Genomic DNA, 17,873 nt, shown 5'->3' with positions numbered 1-17,873 from the left:
CCACCATATTGCACTACAACCTACTTGCTTGCCAAAGCTGCCTAATGGCGCACCCGGCAGGACTCGAACCTGCGACCATCCGCTTAGAAGGCGGATGCTCTATCCAGCTGAGCTACGGGCGCTTAAGCTTGAAGCCTAACCGAACGAGACGCTAACAAGGAACTGTTAAACCACTCATTCTGCCCGACTTAGCCAACCAGTGCTAGGCTGTGCCCGACAAGTGCGGCGAATCTTATAGTCGACCCCGAAAGTCGTCAACACCTTTTTCGAAAAAATTTAAATTATTTAAGGGGTTAGGGGATTTGCCCGACCACCCGCCTTTGCCCTTGGCCCATGTCGTGCGAGAATGCACGTTCTTTATTGTTCCTTCTCGATGGTTAATCACGCGTCTATGACTGCACACCTAATCGATGGCAAGGCTATCGCCGCCAGCCTGCGCCAGCAGATCGCTCAACGTGTCGTGGAGCGTCGCCAGCAAGGCCTGCGTACGCCGGGCCTGGCAGTGATCCTGGTCGGCACCGACCCCGCCTCCCAAGTCTATGTCTCGCACAAGCGCAAGGACTGCGAAGAGGTCGGCTTCATTTCGCAGGCTTTCGACCTGCCCAGCGAGACCACGCAACAAGCCCTGACCGAGCTGATCGACCGTCTCAATGACGACCCGGCCGTCGACGGCATCCTGTTGCAACTGCCGCTGCCGGCACACCTGGACGCCTCGTTGCTGCTCGAGCGCATTCGCCCGGACAAGGATGTGGACGGCTTCCATCCATACAACATCGGCCGCCTGGCCCAGCGTATTCCACTGCTGCGCCCGTGCACACCGAAAGGCATCATGACCCTGCTGGAAAGCACCGGCCAGGACCTGTACGGCATGAACGCGGTGATCGTCGGCGCGTCCAACATCGTTGGCCGCCCGATGGCCATGGAACTGCTGCTGGCCGGCTGCACCGTGACCGTCTGCCATCGCTTCACCAAGGACCTGGCCGGCCATGTCGGGCGTGCCGACCTGGTGGTCGTGGCTGCCGGCAAGCCAGGCCTGGTCAAGGGTGAGTGGGTCAAGGAAGGTGCCATCGTCATCGACGTGGGCATCAACCGCCAGGAAGACGGCAAGCTGGTCGGCGACGTGGTCTACGAGACTGCCCTGCCCCGCGCCGGCTGGATCACACCGGTGCCGGGCGGCGTCGGGCCGATGACCCGGGCGTGCCTGCTGGAGAACACGCTGTACGCGGCAGAAGAGCTGCACAAGTAATACCGCGTAATGCGAAAACGGCACCTTTTTCAGGTGCCGTTTTTTTTGCCCGTGACAAATGACCTCTTCGCGGACGAGCCTGCTCTTGCAAGCGGTTGTCCGCCCCCAGGGGGCGGGGAAGCCACCACGGTGTTCAGCCGATCACTTCCTGGCCGCCTCCCAAGACTTCAGCAGTTCGTTGTAGCTGACGGTCTCGCCCATGGGCTTTTCGTTGGCCAGCTTGGCTTTCGGCGCTCCCGGCTGGTCGAACCAGTACTGGGCGTCCTTCTCCGGATTCAGCTTGGGTGCACACGTCGCCTGGGCATTGGAGCGTTGCAGGCGCTCCATCATGCGGTCCTGGTCGCGGGCCAGCCCATCCAGGGCTTCCTGCGGGGTCTTTTCGCCACTGGCGACTTCGGCGATATGGCTCCACCACAATTGCGCCAACCGCGGGTAGTCCGGCACGTTGGTGCCGGTCGGCGTCCACTGCACCCGCGCAGGGCTGCGATAGAACTCCACCAGCCCACCGAGCTTGGGCGCCAACTCGGTCATGGCCTGGGAGTTGATGTCCGACTCACGAATCGGCGTCAGGCCGACGATGGTCTTTTTCAGCGATACGGTCTTTGAGGTGACGAACTGGGCGTACAGCCACGCCGCCAAGCGTTGCTTCTCGGGGGTGGACTTGAAGAAGGTCCACGAGCCGGTGTCCTGGTAGCCGAGTTTCATACCCTCTTCCCAGTATGGCCCCTTCGGTGAAGGCGCCATGCGCCACTTCGGCGTGCCGTCGGCATTCACAACCGGCAAGCCGGGCTTCGTCATGTCGGCGGTGAACGCGGTGTACCAGAATATCTGCTGGGCAATGTTGCCTTGCGCCGGCACAGGGCCGGCTTCGGAGAATGTCATGCCCTGCGCTTCCTTGGGCGCGTAGGCACGCATCCAGTCCACGTACTTCTGCGTGGCATAGACGGCGGCCGGCCCATTGGTATCGCCGCCGCGGGTCACACTGGAACCCACCGGATGGCAGTCCTCCACGCGAATGCCCCATTCATCGACCGGCAAACCATTGGGCAGGCCTTTGTCGCCGCCGCCGGCCATCGAGAACCAGGCATCGGTGAAGCGCCAGCCCAGTGACGGGTCTTTCTTTCCGTAGTCCATGTGCCCGTAGACACGCTTGCCGTCGATCTCCTTGACGTCTTCGGTGAAGAACTTGGCAATGTCCTCGTACGCCGACCAGTTCACTGGCACTCCCAGTTCATAGCCGTACTTCTCTTTGAACCTGGCCTTCAACTCAGGCCGTTCGAACCAGTCGGCGCGGAACCAGTACAGGTTGGCGAACTGCTGGTCGGGCAGTTGGTAGACCTTGCCATCGGGCGCGGTGGTGAAGGAAATACCGATGAAGTCCTTCAGGTCGAGGGTCGGCGAGGTGTAGGCTTTGCCCTCGTTGGCCATCAGGTCGGTGATCGATTCCACTTTGCCGTAGCGAAAGTGCGTACCGATCAGGTCGGAGTCGTTGACCCAGCCGTCATAGATGTTCTTGTCCGACTGCATCTGCGTCTGCAGTTTTTCCACCACATCGCCTTCCTGCAGCAGGTCGTGGGTCAACTGGATGCCGGTGATCTCACTGAAAGCCTTGGCCAGCACCTTGGACTCGTATTCATGGGTGGTGATGGTTTCCGACACAACGTTGATCTTCATCCCGCGAAACGGCTCGGCTGCTTTGATGAACCACTGCAATTCGGCCAACTGCTGTTCGGGGGTAAGGGTCGAAGGCTTGAACTCGCTGCCGATCCATTTCTTTGCCGCCTCTTCGTACTGGTCGGCCCAGGCTGTGCCTTGCACGCTGGCCAGTACCAGCAACGCGGCCAGGGTCAAATGTCGCCTGTTGTGTTTGTTGTCGAACATTGTGATCTCCCGTTTCAGTTATCCCACAGGGCCGCTTGCTCAGCCCCAGCGCAACACCACCGCCAGCCACGCCAGCGACAGCAGCGAGGCCACCCACAATGGCCAGTCGCTGACACCGACCACCAGCAGGTGCAGGTAGGCGCTGGCCAGCAGGCCGATGAACAAACGGTCACCACGGCTGGTGACCAGCGGCAAAAAGCCCCGTCGCTCTACGCAGGGGCGACGCAGTTCAAGCAATGTCATGCCCAGCAGCAACAGGCCCACAGCGGCGAAGAACAGCGCTGTCGGCAGGGTCCAGGCCATCCACTCCATGCGTTGCCCTCCTCACACCCGGCCCAGGGCGAAGCCCTTGGCCACATGATTGCGCACGAACCAGATCACCAGCATGCCCGGCAAGATGGTCAGCACCCCCGCCGCCGCCAGCACACCCCAGTCGATGCCCGATGCCGACACCGTGCGGGTCATCACCGCGGCAATCGGCTTGGCATTCACCGAGGTCAGGGTGCGCGCCAGCAGCAGTTCGACCCAGGAGAACATGAAACAGAAAAACGCCGTGACGCCGATGCCGGAGCCAATCAGCGGTATGAAGATCTTCACGAAGAAGCGTGGAAAACTGTAGCCGTCGATGTAGGCGGTTTCGTCGATTTCCCTAGGCACGCCCGACATGAAACCCTCCAGGATCCACACCGCCAGCGGTACGTTGAACAGACAATGGGCCAGCGCCACGGCAATGTGGGTATCGAACAGCCCGATCGACGAGTACAACTGGAAAAACGGCAGCAGGAACACCGCCGGTGGCGCCATGCGGTTGGTCAGCAGCCAGAAGAACAGGTGGCGGTCGCCGAGAAAGCGGTAGCGCGAGAACGCATAGGCCGCGGGCAACGCCACGAGCAGTGAAATCAGCGTGTTCAGGCACACGTAGTACAGCGAGTTGATGTAGCCGCTGTACCAGCTGGCGTCGGTGAAGATCACTCGGTAGTTGTCGAGCGTGAACGCCTGCGGCCACAGGGTCAGGCCGCCAAGGATCTCGGCGTTGCTCTTGAACGACATGTTCAGCAACCAGTAGATCGGCACCAGCAGGAAGAAGAAGTACAGCAGCAGGGCCGTTGATTTGCGTGTGCTCATGGCCTAGTCCTTGTCGGCATGGGTCATGGCTGTGTAGAACAGCCACGACACCAGCAGGATGATCAGGAAGTACACCAGTGAAAACGCTGCCGCCGGCCCCAGGTCGAACTGCCCTACGGCCATACGCGTGAGGGTCTGGCTGAGGAACGTGGTCGCATTACCTGGCCCGCCGCCGGTCAGCACGAACGGCTCGGTGTAGATCATGAAACTGTCCATGAAGCGCAGCATCAACGCGATCACCAGCACGTTCTTGAGCTTGGGCAGCTGGATATGGCGAAACACCGCCCAACCCGAGGCCCGATCGATGCGCGCGGCCTGGTAGTACACGTCGGGGATCGCACGCAGCCCCGAATAGCACAGCAGAGCCACCAACGAAGTCCAGTGCCACACATCCATCACCAGCACGGTGAGCCAGGCGTCGAATGGGTCACCGGCATAGTTGTAGCTGACCCCGAGCTTGGCCAGGGAAGCGCCGAGCAGGCCAATGTCGGCCCGGCCGAAAATCTGCCAGATAGTGCCGACCACGTTCCACGGGATCAGCAACGGGATAGCCATGACGATCAGGCACACCGAGGCCATGCGGCCTTTGGTTGGCATGGCCAGGGCGATGCCTATACCCAACGGAATTTCGATCAGCAGGACGCAGGCCGAGTAAATGAACTGGCGCAGCAATGCATCGTGCAGCGCCGGGTCGCGCAGTACCTGGCGGTACCAGTCGGCACCGACGAAGTAGCGGCTGGACTGGTCGAAGATGTCTTGCACCGAGTAGTTGACCACCGTCATCATCGGCACCACCGCGCTGAACGCGACCAGCAGGAACACCGGCAGCACCAGCCACCAGGCCTTGTTGTTCGGCACCTTGTTGTTCATGGCCCGGCCTCCAGCAGCACATCGTCGACATACAGCATCAGCCACTGCGCCGGCAGGCTGACCCAAGCCTTGTCCACAGGCAACGGGCGGTCCTCGCCCAGCCTCGCCTTGAGCGCGACACCGCCCAGTTCGAGGGTGACGATGCGATAGGTACCCAGGTCTTCGACGTCCAGCACCCGTGCCGGGTAGGCACCCTCGAACGGGCTGTCCCACAGCTGCACGAACTCCGGGCGAATGCCCACCTGCAGCCGCCCGCCCGCCCGTGCAGCCAGGCGCTCGCACAAGCCATCGGGCAGTGCCAACTGGACATCGCCGAACACCACCGCGCCCGCCTCGGCACGCACGTCGATCAAGTTCATGCCCGGGCTACCGATGAAATAACCGACGAACGTATGCCGCGGTCGCTCGAACAGCTCGCGCGGTGTGCCGAACTGGACGATGCGTCCGCCGTGCATCACCGCGATCTTGTCGGCGAAGGTCGAGGCCTCCAACTGGTCGTGGGTGACGTAGATCATGGTGATGTTGAACTGCTCATGGATCTGCTTCAGCTTGCGCCGCAGCTTCCACTTCAGATGCGGGTCGATCACCGTCAGCGGCTCGTCAAACAGGATCGCCGACACGTCATCGCGCACCAGGCCACGCCCCATGGAGACTTTCTGCTTTTCATCGGCGGTGAGGTTGCGTGCTTTCTTGCGCAACACGGCAGTCAGCTCGAGCACTTCGGCAATTTCTTCCACCCGGGCACGCACCCGGGCTTCATCGAGCCCCTGGTTGCGCAAGGGGAAGGCCAGGTTGTCGAACACTGTCATGGTGTCGTACACCACCGGGAACTGGAACACCTGGGCGATATTGCGCGCCTGCGGGGACAGCTGGTTGACCGGCTTGCCGTCGAACAGCACCTCGCCATGAGACGGCGTCAGCAGCCCGGAAATGAGATTGAGCAAGGTCGACTTGCCGCAGCCCGACGGCCCGAGCAACGCATAGGCACCGCCCTGCTCCCACACATGTTCGAGTGCGTGCAGGGCATAGTCTGCCTCGCTGGCGGGCTGGCGGCTGTAACTGTGCGCCAGCTGGCGCAGGCGGATTTCGGCCATCACCCTCTCCTCGCCTGACGCAGCCCCGGGGCCTGCACCAACACCCCGGCGCTGTCGAAAACGAACAGCTTGTGCGTGGGGATGAACACGCGTATCGGCGTGTCCACCTGGTATTCGTGCACCCCGGGAAGGTGCAGCACCATGCGCCAGTATTCGTTGCGCACATGCAGAAATGTTTCTGACCCACTGATCTCGGCCAACTCCACCAGCACCGCCAGCTCCAGGTCATCGTCATGGGCCGGCACCAGCGCGATATGGCTGGGGCGCACGCCGAAGCGGTAGTCACCTTCGGCCAGCGGCTCCAGGTCGGCATTGCGGGCAAAGTGCACGGTCTGGGCCAGGCTCACCTCGTTACCCGTGATACGGCCAGACACCAGGTTGATCGGCGGCTCGGAAAACAGCTCGGCAGCCAGCACGCTGCTGGGGCGCTGATAGACCTCGGCGGTGGGCCCGCTCTGCACGATACGGCCTTCGTGCACAAGCGTGGTGGTGCCGCCCAGTGCCAGCGCCTCGTTGGGCTCGGTGGTGGCGTACACAGCAATGCAATGGCGCGCCGCGAACAGCTCGCGCAGCTCCTGGCGCAGGCCTTCGCGCAACTTGTAGTCGAGGTTGACCAATGGCTCGTCGAAGAGGATCAACGAGGCATCCTTGACCAGTGCCCTGGCCATCGCCGTGCGTTGCTGCTGACCACCGGAGAGCTCCAGTGGCAGGCGTTGCAGGTAGGTTTCGATGCGCAGCATCTCGGCAGTTTCCTGCACCCGCCGTCGGATCTGGTCCTCGGCCATGCGCGCCTGGCGCAGCGGCGAGGCGATGTTTTCGTACACGCTCAAGGTCGGGTAATTGATGAATTGCTGATACACCATCGACACATTGCGCTGACGCACCGGCACACCGGTGACGTCCTGGCCATCCATCAGCACCCGCCCCCGGTCCGGACGGTCCAGCCCGGCCATCAGGCGCATCAGGCTGGTCTTGCCGGCCAGGGTGCGACCCAGCAGCACATTGAACGAACCGGGCTCGAAACGCAGTGACGCCTCGACGATCCACGGCTGGTTGTCGACGCTACGGCTGACCTGCTCCAGCACCAGGGACATGGCGTGGCCTTTTTGTGATTGTTGTCTGCCGGCTACAGCCAGTTCCGTGCCAGTCCTTGCCCGGTGCTCTGGTTCGGGGCCTGGGTGGCAGCGCTGGCAAATCGCGGGCGCGCAGGTGAACACAATCACTGCACAACTGGACACTGGCCAGTTTGACAATGAACAGCCGTGAACAACACTGAACGGCGGTCGACCCATGACAACAATCACACAGGACAGGCCCATGGCCGCATCCGCTTCGACCCACACCCGCCTGATCCAGGCTTCCTGGGACCGCTGCCGCGACCACGGCCTGCAGCCGCAGCATGCGCCGGACTTTGACTGCCTGTCCTGCGCCGAGCTCAGCGCCCTGCTGGAGCGGCGCCAAAACCTGCTACGCCTGACCCGCGAGGAAGTGCTACCGCACTATGCGCACCTCTTGGGTAACGCCAGCTACCTGGTGATGCTGGCCGATGCCAGCGGCTGCCTGCTCGACAGCTGGGGCTCGCGGCGTTTCATCGAACCGCGCCAGCACCATGGTTTCAGCGCCGGCGCCCATTGGCACGAACGTGGCGTCGGCACCAATGCCCTGGGCACCACACTGATTTGCGCCGAAGCGATTCACGTCGGCCAGGACGAACACTTCCTGCGCCAGAACCGCTACATGTCCAGCGCCGCCGCCCCCCTGTTCGACGCCGCACGGCAGCTGGTCGGGGTGCTCGACGTAGCCAGCGACGGCTACCTGCCGGCCAGCCAGACGCTTGGGCTGGTGCGCATGATGGGCCAGAGCCTGGAAAACCGCCTGATCCTCGCCGAACATGCTGACCAGCATGCACAACTGATCTTCAACAGCGCCTCCGACAACCTCGACAGCCCTTGGGCCGGCCTGCTGGTGTTCGATGAGCGCGGACAGGTGTTGGCTGCCAATCACCGGGCCGATAGCCTGCTCGGCGTAAACCCGCTGCAGCAAAACATCGAGCAACTGTTCCAGTTACCCCTGCAACAGCTGCTCAGCCATCCCCGACAGCAGCCCTTCGCTCTGCAGGCCACCGGGCGCAACCGCTTTCACTGCCAGTGGCACCCCCCACGCGAAACCATTCGACGCCCCGAAGCCGGCAACGCCGAGCCGCGCCTGGAAAAAGCCTTGAAACAAGCCGGCCTGCTATTGGAGAAGGACATCCCGGTGTTGGTGGAGGGCGAAACAGGCGTAGGCAAAGAAGTGTTCGTCGACACCCTGCACCGGGCCAGCAGCCGCGCCAGGCAGCCGCTGGTTGCCGTAAACTGTGCGGCGATCCCGGCCGAACTGGTGGAGTCGGAACTGTTCGGCTATGACAAAGGCGCGTTCACCGGCGCCCACCACAAGGGCAACCCGGGGCTGATCCGCAAGGCCGACCACGGCATCCTGTTTCTGGATGAGATTGGCGACATGCCACTGCCCACCCAGGCCCGCCTGCTGCGCGTACTGCAGTCGCGCAGCATCCAGCCGCTGGGCAGTGGCGAACCGGTGCCGGTGGATATCCGCGTGGTGTCGGCGAGCAATCGCAACCTGGCCGAAGAAGTGCGCGCCGGGCGCTTTCGCCAGGACCTGTACTACCGCATCGCCGGCCTGACGCTGGTGCTGCCCCCGCTGCGCGAACGCGCTGACCGGCGCCAGCTGATTGAGCAGGTGCATGCCCGCTACCGCGAGCCCGGGCAACCTGCGCGGCTGCCCCCGGCCATTATCGACCTGTTCGATCAACACCCCTGGCCGGGCAACCTGCGCGAACTGGTGAGTGTGCTACAGGTGGCGTTGGCCCTGGCGGCCAACGGGCCAGTCGGCGTCGAGCACCTTCCAGCGGGTTTTCTGGCCGAGTCGAAAACACCGGTGCCGATAGCGACTGAAGAGACGGACCTGCAGAGCCTGGTCGAGCAAGCCAATGGCAACCTGTCGGCGGTGGCCCGCCAACTGGGTATCAGCCGCACCACACTGTACAAGCGGTTGCGTGAGCGATGAATCGATTGACCCTGAAGCGCGCCGCACAGCAGGTTTTCGAAGCCACCCCTGATCGACAGCAGGTGGCGCCCCCGTGCAGGTCAAGACCACGGCCCGCTGATGAGCTTCAAGGGTCACGCCACTGCACTGGCTGCCGGTAGGCCTGTGCCCAGGCTTGCACGTCACTGGCGGGCATCGGCCGGGCGATGCAGTAACCCTGCGCCAGCTCGCAGCCCAGGCCCATCAGTACCCGACCGTGCTCGACACTCTCCAGCCCCTCGGCAATCACCTCGCGGCCAAACGCCCGCGCCAGGCCGATCACCGCCTCCGTCAGCGCCAGGTCGTCCTGGTCATGAAGGATGTCACGCACGAACGACTGGTCGATCTTGATCGTCTGGGTCGGCAAGCGTTTCAGGTAACTCAAGGACGAATAACCGGTGCCGAAATCGTCCAGCGAGAAACGCACACCCAACGCACGGCAGGCATCCAGGCAGCGGCTGACATGCTGCAGGTTGTCGATGGCCACTGACTCGACGATTTCCAGGTCCAGCAGCACCGGGTCCACCGCCGGGTACGCTGCCAGCAACTGCTGCAGGCGTTCGGCAAAGTCATTGCGCTGCAAATGCCGCGCGGCAATATTCACGCTCAGCGACCAGGGCTGCCCTTGGCGCTGCCAGGCCTGCAACTGGCTCAACGCCTGCCCGATCACCCACTCGCCGATTTCGACGATCAGGTCGGTCTGCTCTACCCAGGGCAGGAAATCGCCTGGCGGCACCACACCACGGCCTGGCCGCTGCCAGCGCAATAAGCCCTCGAAGCCCAGTACCTTGCCACTGCGCAGGTTGACCTTGGGCTGGTAGTAAAGACACAGCTCACCGTTGCGCAGCGCCCGGCGCACGCGCGCCACGGTCTGGTGGGTGGCCTTGAGCTCCTGTTCCTGCGACACGTCGAACAGGTGGTAACGGTTGCGCCCGCGCTGCTTGGCCACATACATGGCCTGGTCGGCGTGGCGCACCAGGGTGTCGGCATCTTCGTCATCCTGCGGGTACAGGGTCACGCCGATACTGGCGCTGAGCGACAGTGTATGCTCACGCACCACACAGGGCGCCGCCAAGGCACGCAACACCCGCTGCAGGGCTGCATGCAGCTGGTGCTCATCATCGACATCGCGCAGGATCAGCACGAATTCGTCGCCCGACAGCCGCGCCACGGCATCCCCACCACGCAGGATACTCTTCAGGCGCTGCGCCACTTCCACCAGCAGCAGGTCACCCACGGCATGCCCGTAGCCGTCGTTGACCGCCTTGAAACCATCCAGGTCGAGCATGCACACCGCCAGCGAGATGCCTTCGCGGCGCGAGTAGGCCAGGGCCTGGTTCAGCAGGTCGGACAGGTAGGCGCGGTTAGGCAGGCCGGTGAGCACATCGTGGCCCACCCGCCACTGCAAGGTATGCAGCAGCTGGCGCTTCTCCGTGACGTCAAAGCGGATCGACACATACTTGCGCACCTGGCCTGTCAGCGGATCGACCAGTGGCACCATGGTGCTGTCGACCCAGTACAACGAACCGTCCTTGGACCGGTTGCAGATTTCGCCCTTCCACACCCGCCCGGCGACCAAAGCCCGCCACATGCCGACAAAGAACGTCGGTTCATGCAGCCCGGAATTGAGGATGCGGTGGTTGGCCCCCAACAGTTCTTCACGGCTGTAGCCCGAGATGCTGCAGAACTGCTGATTGACGTAGGTGATGTTCCCACGCAGGTCGGTTTCCGAAAAGATTGCGGCCGCGTCCACGGCCGCGCGATAGTTATCATCCATAAAGCATCCTGCCTTAGCGGTTGAAGCGCTCCACCAGGGCGCGCAATCCGGCGCACACGTGTTCCAGTTCGGTACCGCGCGAGGCGGCGGCGTTGGCGCTGTGGGCGCTGTGCTGGGCAATACCGGCTACGCCGTTGATCTGCCGCGAAACATCTTCTGCCACCGCCGACTGCTGCTGCGAGGCGGTGGCCATCTGCTGGCTCATGTCGCTGATGCGCTGTACCGCGTCACGAATGCCATGCAGCGCCTGTCGGGCTTCCTGCACCTGGGCAACGCCTTGCTCGGCACCGTCGATGCCTCGGCTGGCGATCGCCACGGCTTCCTCGGCGCCACTGCGCAGGGCATCGATGATGGCCTGGATGTGCAGGGTGGACTGGCGGGTCTTGTCGGCCAATGCCCGGACCTCGTCGGCGACCACGGCAAAGCCCCGGCCCTGCTCGCCCGCACGGGCAGCCTCGATGGCGGCGTTGAGGGCCAGCAGGTTGGTTTGCTCGGCAATGCCGCGGATCATCCCGGCTGCCTCGGCGATGGCGCCGGTCTGACCCGCCAGGTGGCTGACCGCCTGGTTGATCTGCGTCACAGTGCTGGCCAAGTTACGAATGGCCGTGCCGCTGGCATCGGCCACCTGGCTACCTTGCTCGGCCAGCAGGTGCGCCGTGTGTGCCTCGGCGGCGGTCAACTGCACGTGGTTGGCGACTTCGCCAATGGAGGCGGCCATCTGGTTCATTGCAGTGGCGCTCAGGTCGGTTTCGGCACGCTGCTCCAGCAATGCCGCCTCGGTGCTGCGCGACAACTGCCCGGCATCGCGAGCGGCCACGGCCATTTGCCCGGCCAGATCGCTTAGCCGCGTCAATGCGGTTTTCAGGCGTGCCTCTTCGCTGATCAGCATCAGTTGCAACTGCCCGGCAGCACCTGACAGGTCGCTGTAGGTCAAGGCTGCAACCGGGTCGGCGAAGGCACCTTCGGCACCCTGCACAATCTGCTGCAGCTGCCGCCCGAGGGCATTGCGCGCCCATAGACCGCAGGCCACGAACAGCCCCACGGTCAGCCCCTGCCCCACCAGGCCAGGCCACAACTGATTGGCACCCACCGCCAGCAGCCCACCGGCCAGTGGCAAGGCCAAGGCCTGCGTCAGCAAGCTCAGACGGCGCGGCGCCGACAATGCCGCCTGACCGTTGCGTAGCCGCGCATAGAGGGCTTCGGCACGGGCTACTTGCTCCCGCGTGGGGCATACGCGCACCGACTCGTAACCCACTACCCGCCCACCTTCGAGGATGGGCGTGACGTAGGCATTGACCCAGTAGTAGTCGCCGTTACGGCAGCGGTTCTTGACGATACCCATCCAGCTCTTGCCGGCTTTCAGGTAGCGCCACATCAACTCGTACACCGCCGGCGGCATGTCCGGGTGGCGCACCAGGTTGTGCGGGCTGCCGATCAGTTCGGCCTCGCTGTAGCCACTGATGGCGGCAAACTCAGGGTTGCAGTAGGTGATCAGGCTGGCGGTATCGGTAGCAGAAATCAGCCGCTGATCGGGGGGGAAACGTTGCTCGACCGGGGTTACCGGCAGGTTGAGGCGCACGATGAGACTCCATTCGATGACAAGCCGGTACCCAGTACATCGGCGGCCATCGGAACCGATTCATGAGCATCCGTTCCAATGGGCAAAAGCGCTTCCTGCCGTTACGGCACGAGGCCGAACGGTACAAGGAAGGTGACGATGACTGACCGGTCAAGCCATGAATTCTACGAAATTCATCACATAAATAAAACAAAGGTGATCGATCATGGCGTTGCGCCACATTGATAGATATCGTTAAGTTCTTGATTCTAAATGGGAATTAAGCGATGACGAGATCAGCTTTGGGTATCGCCCTGCGCCGCTACCGCAAGCTGGCGGGCCTGACCCAGGCACAACTGGCTGAACGAACCGGCTTCGACCCCAAGACCATCAGCCGTTTCGAAACCAGCACCTACACCCCCAGCATCGATGCAATCATGGCGTTTGCCCAGGTGCTGGGCGTCAAGCCCAAGGACTTCTTCGCTGAACCGGACGACGAAGAGGAGCAGCGCGCCTACCTGTTCGGTGTCATCCACAACGCCCCACCCAAAGATCTTGGCAAGCTGATTGCAGCGGTGGATCAGGCACTGGCCAAGCCCTGAGCTATTTCAAGCGCCCCCTTTTACGGCACGCACCGAACTAGAGCATGGCAGGCTGGGTTGCCCCACAACTGGTCAGACCGGTAAGGCCAAAAAACCTTGCAATCAGGTATTTTTCGCGCTTTTATGGCCTCGCGCTGAACAAACCGGTAAGACCACAATAATTAAGTCCTGCGCTCTTTCGCCCCGTGCGGCTACCGAAGCAAGGACACCGATCAGAGACTCCTCCCATGCTCAAATGGTGCTCGCGTTCGATTTTCCTGCAAGTCGTACTCGGCCTTGCCCTCGGCATCGCCTGCGGTCTGAGCTTCCCCGACCTCTCCCTGCAACTCAAACCCCTCGGCGACGGCTTCATCAAGCTGATCAAGATGCTCATCGGCCTGATCGTGTTCTGCGTGGTGGTCAGCGGCATTTCGGGTGCGGGCGACCTGAAAAAGGTCGGCCGCATCGGCCTGAAGTCGGTGATCTACTTCGAAGTGCTGACGACCCTGGCGCTGGTGATCGGCCTGGTGTTCGCCTTCACCAGTGGCATTGGCAGCGGTGCCAACATTCACCTGGATCAACTGTCCGCCGCCGATGCCAACGGCTTGGCCGAGCGCGGCCAGCACATCCATGGCGCCACGGCGTTCTTCATGGACCTGATCCCCACCTCGGTGATCGGGGCCTTCGCCGACAACAACATTCTTCAGGTGCTGCTGTTCTCGGTGCTGTTCGGCAGCGCGCTGAACCTGGTGGGTGACTCGGCCGCCGGCATTTCGCGACTGATCAACGAACTGAGCCATGTGATCTTCCGCATCATGGGCATGATCGTGCGCCTGGCGCCGATCGGCGTGTTCGGCGCCATTGCCTTCACCACCAGCAAGTACGGCCTGGCGTCGCTGCAGCACCTGGGCGGGCTGGTGGCGCTGTTCTACCTGACCTGTGCCGGCTTCGTGCTGATCGTGCTGGGCACCGTCATGCGCCTGTCGGGCCTGAAACTGCTGCCATTGATCAAGTACCTGCGTGAAGAGCTGACCATCGTCCTGGGCACCGCCTCTTCCGACGCCGTGCTGCCACAGATCATGCGCAAGCTTGAGCACCTGGGCATCGGCAGTTCCACGGTTGGTCTGGTGATCCCTACCGGCTACTCGTTCAACCTCGATGGTTTTTCCATCTACCTCACCCTGGCGATCGTGTTCATCGCCAACGCCACCGGCACGCCACTGGAAATGACCGACCTGCTGACCATCCTGCTGGTGTCGTTGGTGACTTCCAAGGGGGCTCACGGCATCCCAGGCTCGGCACTGGTGATTCTTGCCGCCACCCTGACTGCGGTACCGGCGATCCCTGTGGTTGGCCTGGTACTGGTGCTGGCGGTGGACTGGTTCATGGGTATCGGCCGGGCGTTGACCAACCTGATCGGCAACTGCGTGGCCACCGTGGCCATTGCCCGTTGGGAGAAGGACATTGATCTGGAGCGTGCGCAGAACGTACTCGACGGCAAGCCTGGCTTTGCCCCCACGCCCCGCAAGCAACCCAATGCCCATCAACAGGAATTCTGAGCGAACGTGGCCGGCATTGATGCCGGCCCTTCCAGGAGCGAAACGTGATCAGCTCATCAACCGTCGTCAACTCAGTGGTGGAAAAACTCCGCCAGGCCCTGGCCCGCGGCCAATGGCGCACCGGCGACATGCTGCCAGGCCAGCGCGAACTGGCCGAACAACTGGGCATCAGCCGCCCCAGCCTGCGCGAAGCGGTAACCGTGCTGGAAACACTGGGCCTGGTGCGCTCGTTACCCGGCAAGGGCGTGTTGGTGCTGGATGCCGATGCCCAGGCGTCGGGCGTGGAAACCAGCGCAGCGGCCAGCCTGGCCGACGTGCTGGAACTGCGCTACACACTCGAACCGTTCATCGTCGGCCTGGTGGCGCAGTCGGCCAACAGCCAGGACATCGGCCAGTTGCGCCTGACCCTGATGGACATGCGCGAAGCGCTGGAGGCCGATGATAGCGAGGCCGGGGTCAAAGCCTACATAGCCTTCCATGAGGCGCTGTTCGCCCTGACCACCAACCCGATTTTCCAGAGCGTGGTGCAGCAGACCGGCAATGCCCTGAAGCAAAGCGCCGACATGCTGCGCAACTCGCCAGAGCACCTGGCCGCGCGGCTGAAGGAAAACGAAGCGGTGGTGCGCGCCATTCGCGAACGCAGCAGCGCCCAGGCCAGTGCCCAGATGCGTCAGCACATCGTGGCCGAAGGGCTGCGCATGGGCATCGCGTTGAATATCCCGGACGAACATCCACATCCATGACCTCAGGAGAGTGCCCATGAACGCCGCCCCCCACTTGCCTGCCCTGCTCGCGGCCGGCGAAACCCGCCTGTCGGCCGAGCAGATTTATCCGCGGCTGTTCGACGCCATTCTCGAACAGCGCCTGCCGCCGGGCAGTCTGTTGCCCGAACAGGCACTGGGCCATGCCTTTGGTGTCAGCCGCACGGTGATCCGCCGCGTGCTGGGGCGCCTGTCCGACCAGCAGGTGGTGGTACAGCGCCCCAGCCACACCGCACATCTGGCTGCACCCGACCCAGACCAGGCACGTCAGGTGCTCAGTGCCCGTCGCCTGGCGGAAACCACGCTGATCACCCTGGCCGCGCAACGCGCCCGGCCGGCGCAGGTGCGCCAGCTACGGCAACTGGTGGAGCGCGAGCGCCAGCACCATGAGCGTGGCGAACGCTGCGCAGCGATCCGCCTGGGCGGCGAGTTCCACCTGAAACTGGCGCAGGTGGCGGCCAATGCACCACTGGCGCGATTTCTCAATGGGCTGGTGCCGATGACCTCGCTGATCATCGCTCGCTACGAAACGCCGTGCTGCGATCACTGCGCGTGGGAAGAGCATGCGGCAATCATCGATGCCGTGGAGCAAGGTGATGCCGAAGCGGCGCTGGGGTTGATGCACAGGCACCTTGACCGTCTGGAAGAAAAGCTCGACCTGGAATAACCCGACCAAACGGACGCGATCGCTCCCACGCAGGCCGCGCTCACGCAACCATCTGCATCTGAGCGGATGCGGGCGATGGGCTGCACAGCAGCCCCAATAACCCCACCCTATACTTCGAGAACCACCCCAGCCTCTACCAGGGAGGCGGTCGCGTGAGTTCTCGAGTCCTCCTGTTGCTCTGCCTTCTGCTGGCCCTCGGCGGTTGTGCCAGCAAGCGCCCCGCTGCCCCGCCGCCACCCACAATACTCACTCCCGCGGCCTGGCAACGCATCGATCAGGAACTGATAGAAGCCTCGGCCGGTGCCGCCGGCTCGGCCAACGACTATGCCCGGCGCTCCATGCGGGTGTGGAAGGAGCAAGTGCAGCAACGCACCGAAAGCGACTTCATCCCCTGGTTCACGGGTTACTGGACCCAGCAGTGGCTGACCCTCAAGGTGGCCTGGTACAAGCTCGACAGTGGCGAGGGTCGGGAACCGGCAGAAAAACGCCTGGCCCTGTACCTGCAGGAGCAGTATCACGCGCGGGTGATCGAGCCGGTAGCCGAGCAGATCAACCCCGAGGGCATCCGCGACCGCGCCTGCGAACTGTACCTGCAACTGCTCGGCCAGCAACTGCCGGCCATCATCAGCCGTTACAACGCGCCGCCCGAGCAGTTCAGCCAGCGCCTCAACCGTATCCCCGCCATCGCCCTGGGGCCACCGGATGCGCGCAATGCCAGCCTGTATCAGCTGCTGCGGGCCAAGTCACTGGACCAGCAGCCGGCCTGGCAAGCCATGCGCCAGCACTTGCATCAGCAGGCCAGCAAAGGCCCCGGCAGGACCGATGTCGGGCTCAACTCGGTGGCCACCCAGGCCAGCGAAAAGCTTGGCGCCACCCTGGCCCCACGCGGTATCGCCAGTGCCGTGGCATCGGCAGTGGGCAAGGTGGCAGGGGCGATGATTTCGATTGCTGCAGCCGGTTACGGGATGATGACCCATGACCGTGATCACCCGCAGATGGTCGAACAACTGCGGGTGATCCTGAACGTGGCGTTGAACCAGGAATGGCAGGAGTTGATGGAGAACCGCCAGAGCGGGGCCATGGCGGGGGTCTATTACCTGTCGGGGCAGGTTGAGGACAGCTTGCTGGCCAGTGCGCCGCGGCCGGTGGAGCAGCAGGTCGAGCAACAGCAAGCGCCTTTGATCATTCGCCTGCCACCTTAGAGGCGGCCTGTGCCGGCTCCTTCGCAGTGCAAGGCTGTATCAAGCTGTGGCCAGGGCAGCGCTTGGCAAGCCAAACACACGATCAAACGCCCAGTTGTAGGCAAAGGTGTAGCACGGCACCAGGATGATGAACGCCAAATCCACCAGCAGCGCCTCCAGCAATGTCATGTCCAGCCACCAGGCAATCAGCGGAATCAAGTAAACCACCAGGGTCAACTGGAAGCCGATGGCATGCACCACCCGCCGCGCCACGCTGCGTCCCCGCTTGGCCTGGCGGCTCTCCCAGTACTCGAACAGGGTGTTGTAGATCAGGTTCCAGAGCATGGCGATGGTGGTGATCATCACCGCCAAGGGCCCGGTATGCGACGCCTGCGTATCTGACAGGTAGGCCAGCCCGAGGGTCGACATGCACAGCCCGATCAGTTCATAGAAAGTCACGTAGACCAGCTTGCGTTTCAATCCCTGCAC

General features: G+C 63.1%; 16 protein-coding genes, 1 tRNA gene and 1 pseudogene. 7 read left to right on the top strand and 11 right to left on the bottom strand.

The features are described from left to right. Positions 1 to 45 precede the first annotated feature (45 nt). Positions 46 to 122: transfer RNA gene (locus AC3WLP_RS05295), tRNA-Arg, on the bottom strand. A gap of 269 nt (positions 123 to 391) precedes the next feature. Here AC3WLP_RS05295 and folD point away from each other — a divergent pair. Continuing rightward, positions 392 to 1,246: a bifunctional methylenetetrahydrofolate dehydrogenase/methenyltetrahydrofolate cyclohydrolase FolD gene (gene folD / locus AC3WLP_RS05290; protein ID WP_003250234.1), complete on the top strand. Its 855-nt coding sequence runs from the start codon at positions 392 to 394 to the stop codon at positions 1,244 to 1,246. 141 nt (positions 1,247 to 1,387) lie between these two features. On the opposite strand, the gene AC3WLP_RS05285 is transcribed toward folD, so the two are convergent. Genes AC3WLP_RS05285 through AC3WLP_RS05260 form a run of 6 tightly spaced genes read right to left on the bottom strand, consistent with a single transcriptional unit; the run spans position 1,388 to position 7,310 of the window. Further along, positions 1,388 to 3,127, bottom strand: a complete 1,740-nt coding sequence (locus AC3WLP_RS05285; RefSeq protein ID WP_003250232.1) for an ABC transporter substrate-binding protein — start codon at positions 3,125 to 3,127, stop codon at positions 1,388 to 1,390. 39 nt (positions 3,128 to 3,166) lie between these two features. Next, positions 3,167 to 3,439, bottom strand: a complete 273-nt coding sequence (locus AC3WLP_RS05280; RefSeq protein WP_003250230.1) for a DUF2160 domain-containing protein — start codon at positions 3,437 to 3,439, stop codon at positions 3,167 to 3,169. Positions 3,440 to 3,451: 12 nt separating this feature from the next. After that, positions 3,452 to 4,252: a carbohydrate ABC transporter permease gene (locus tag AC3WLP_RS05275; RefSeq protein ID WP_088512912.1), complete on the bottom strand. Its 801-nt coding sequence runs from the start codon at positions 4,250 to 4,252 to the stop codon at positions 3,452 to 3,454. Between the two features lie 3 nt (positions 4,253 to 4,255). Then, a complete protein-coding gene (locus AC3WLP_RS05270) occupies positions 4,256 to 5,122 on the bottom strand; it encodes a carbohydrate ABC transporter permease (RefSeq protein WP_003250226.1) in 867 nt (288 codons plus the stop codon). Beyond that, positions 5,119 to 6,216 (bottom strand): ABC transporter ATP-binding protein, encoded by a 1,098-nt coding sequence (locus AC3WLP_RS05265; protein ID WP_088512913.1) that lies wholly within the window; start codon positions 6,214 to 6,216, stop codon positions 5,119 to 5,121. Before AC3WLP_RS05265 ends, AC3WLP_RS05270 begins: the two co-directional genes overlap by 4 nt. Next, complete coding sequence (locus AC3WLP_RS05260; RefSeq protein WP_003250223.1) at positions 6,216 to 7,310, bottom strand: ABC transporter ATP-binding protein; 1,095 nt, start codon at positions 7,308 to 7,310, stop codon at positions 6,216 to 6,218. The genes AC3WLP_RS05265 and AC3WLP_RS05260 overlap by 1 nt, the downstream gene beginning before the upstream one ends. A 223-nt stretch (positions 7,311 to 7,533) precedes the next feature. On the opposite strand from AC3WLP_RS05260, the gene AC3WLP_RS05255 reads away from it, so the two are divergent. Continuing rightward, the gene (locus AC3WLP_RS05255) at positions 7,534 to 9,282 is read left to right on the top strand and encodes a sigma-54-dependent Fis family transcriptional regulator (protein ID WP_088512914.1); all 1,749 of its coding nucleotides are present in this window, start codon (positions 7,534 to 7,536) and stop codon (positions 9,280 to 9,282) included. 106 nt (positions 9,283 to 9,388) lie between these two features. Here AC3WLP_RS05255 and AC3WLP_RS05250 read toward each other — a convergent pair whose 3' ends face one another. The 3 genes and pseudogenes from AC3WLP_RS05250 to AC3WLP_RS05240 all read right to left on the bottom strand — a co-directional run. Next, the gene (locus AC3WLP_RS05250) at positions 9,389 to 11,077 is read right to left on the bottom strand and encodes a putative bifunctional diguanylate cyclase/phosphodiesterase (RefSeq protein WP_012053075.1); all 1,689 of its coding nucleotides are present in this window, start codon (positions 11,075 to 11,077) and stop codon (positions 9,389 to 9,391) included. Positions 11,078 to 11,090: 13 nt separating this feature from the next. Continuing rightward, positions 11,091 to 12,167 carry a methyl-accepting chemotaxis protein gene (locus AC3WLP_RS05245; protein ID WP_370626957.1) on the bottom strand — a complete coding sequence of 359 codons (1,077 nt, stop codon included), beginning with the start codon at positions 12,165 to 12,167 and terminating at the stop codon, positions 11,091 to 11,093. Positions 12,168 to 12,326: 159 nt separating this feature from the next. Further along, positions 12,327 to 12,656: pseudogene (locus AC3WLP_RS05240) on the bottom strand (PAS domain-containing protein); the annotation flags it as partial. 266 nt (positions 12,657 to 12,922) lie between these two features. Between AC3WLP_RS05240 and AC3WLP_RS05235 the strand changes: the two are divergent. The 5 genes from AC3WLP_RS05235 (at position 12,923) to AC3WLP_RS05215 (ending at position 17,405) form a co-directional block, all read left to right on the top strand. Further along, positions 12,923 to 13,237, top strand: a complete 315-nt coding sequence (locus AC3WLP_RS05235; protein ID WP_003250216.1) for a helix-turn-helix domain-containing protein — start codon at positions 12,923 to 12,925, stop codon at positions 13,235 to 13,237. A gap of 227 nt (positions 13,238 to 13,464) precedes the next feature. Then, the gene (locus AC3WLP_RS05230) at positions 13,465 to 14,775 is read left to right on the top strand and encodes a C4-dicarboxylate transporter DctA (RefSeq protein ID WP_012053078.1); all 1,311 of its coding nucleotides are present in this window, start codon (positions 13,465 to 13,467) and stop codon (positions 14,773 to 14,775) included. A 44-nt stretch (positions 14,776 to 14,819) separates the two neighbouring features. Then, the gene (locus AC3WLP_RS05225; RefSeq protein ID WP_003250211.1) at positions 14,820 to 15,518 is read left to right on the top strand and encodes a FadR/GntR family transcriptional regulator; all 699 of its coding nucleotides are present in this window, start codon (positions 14,820 to 14,822) and stop codon (positions 15,516 to 15,518) included. Between the two features lie 16 nt (positions 15,519 to 15,534). Continuing rightward, entirely contained in the window at positions 15,535 to 16,203 is a 669-nt protein-coding gene (locus AC3WLP_RS05220; protein WP_003250210.1) for a GntR family transcriptional regulator, read from the top strand. A gap of 152 nt (positions 16,204 to 16,355) precedes the next feature. Continuing rightward, complete coding sequence (locus AC3WLP_RS05215; RefSeq protein WP_088512915.1) at positions 16,356 to 17,405, top strand: hypothetical protein; 1,050 nt, start codon at positions 16,356 to 16,358, stop codon at positions 17,403 to 17,405. Between the two features lie 39 nt (positions 17,406 to 17,444). Here AC3WLP_RS05215 and AC3WLP_RS05210 read toward each other — a convergent pair whose 3' ends face one another. After that, positions 17,445 to 17,873 carry a PACE efflux transporter gene (locus tag AC3WLP_RS05210; protein WP_012053081.1) on the bottom strand — a complete coding sequence of 143 codons (429 nt, stop codon included), beginning with the start codon at positions 17,871 to 17,873 and terminating at the stop codon, positions 17,445 to 17,447.

Source organism: Pseudomonas sp. FW305-E2, assembly GCF_058782925.1.
This window is presented reverse-complemented; position numbering and strand designations above follow the sequence as displayed.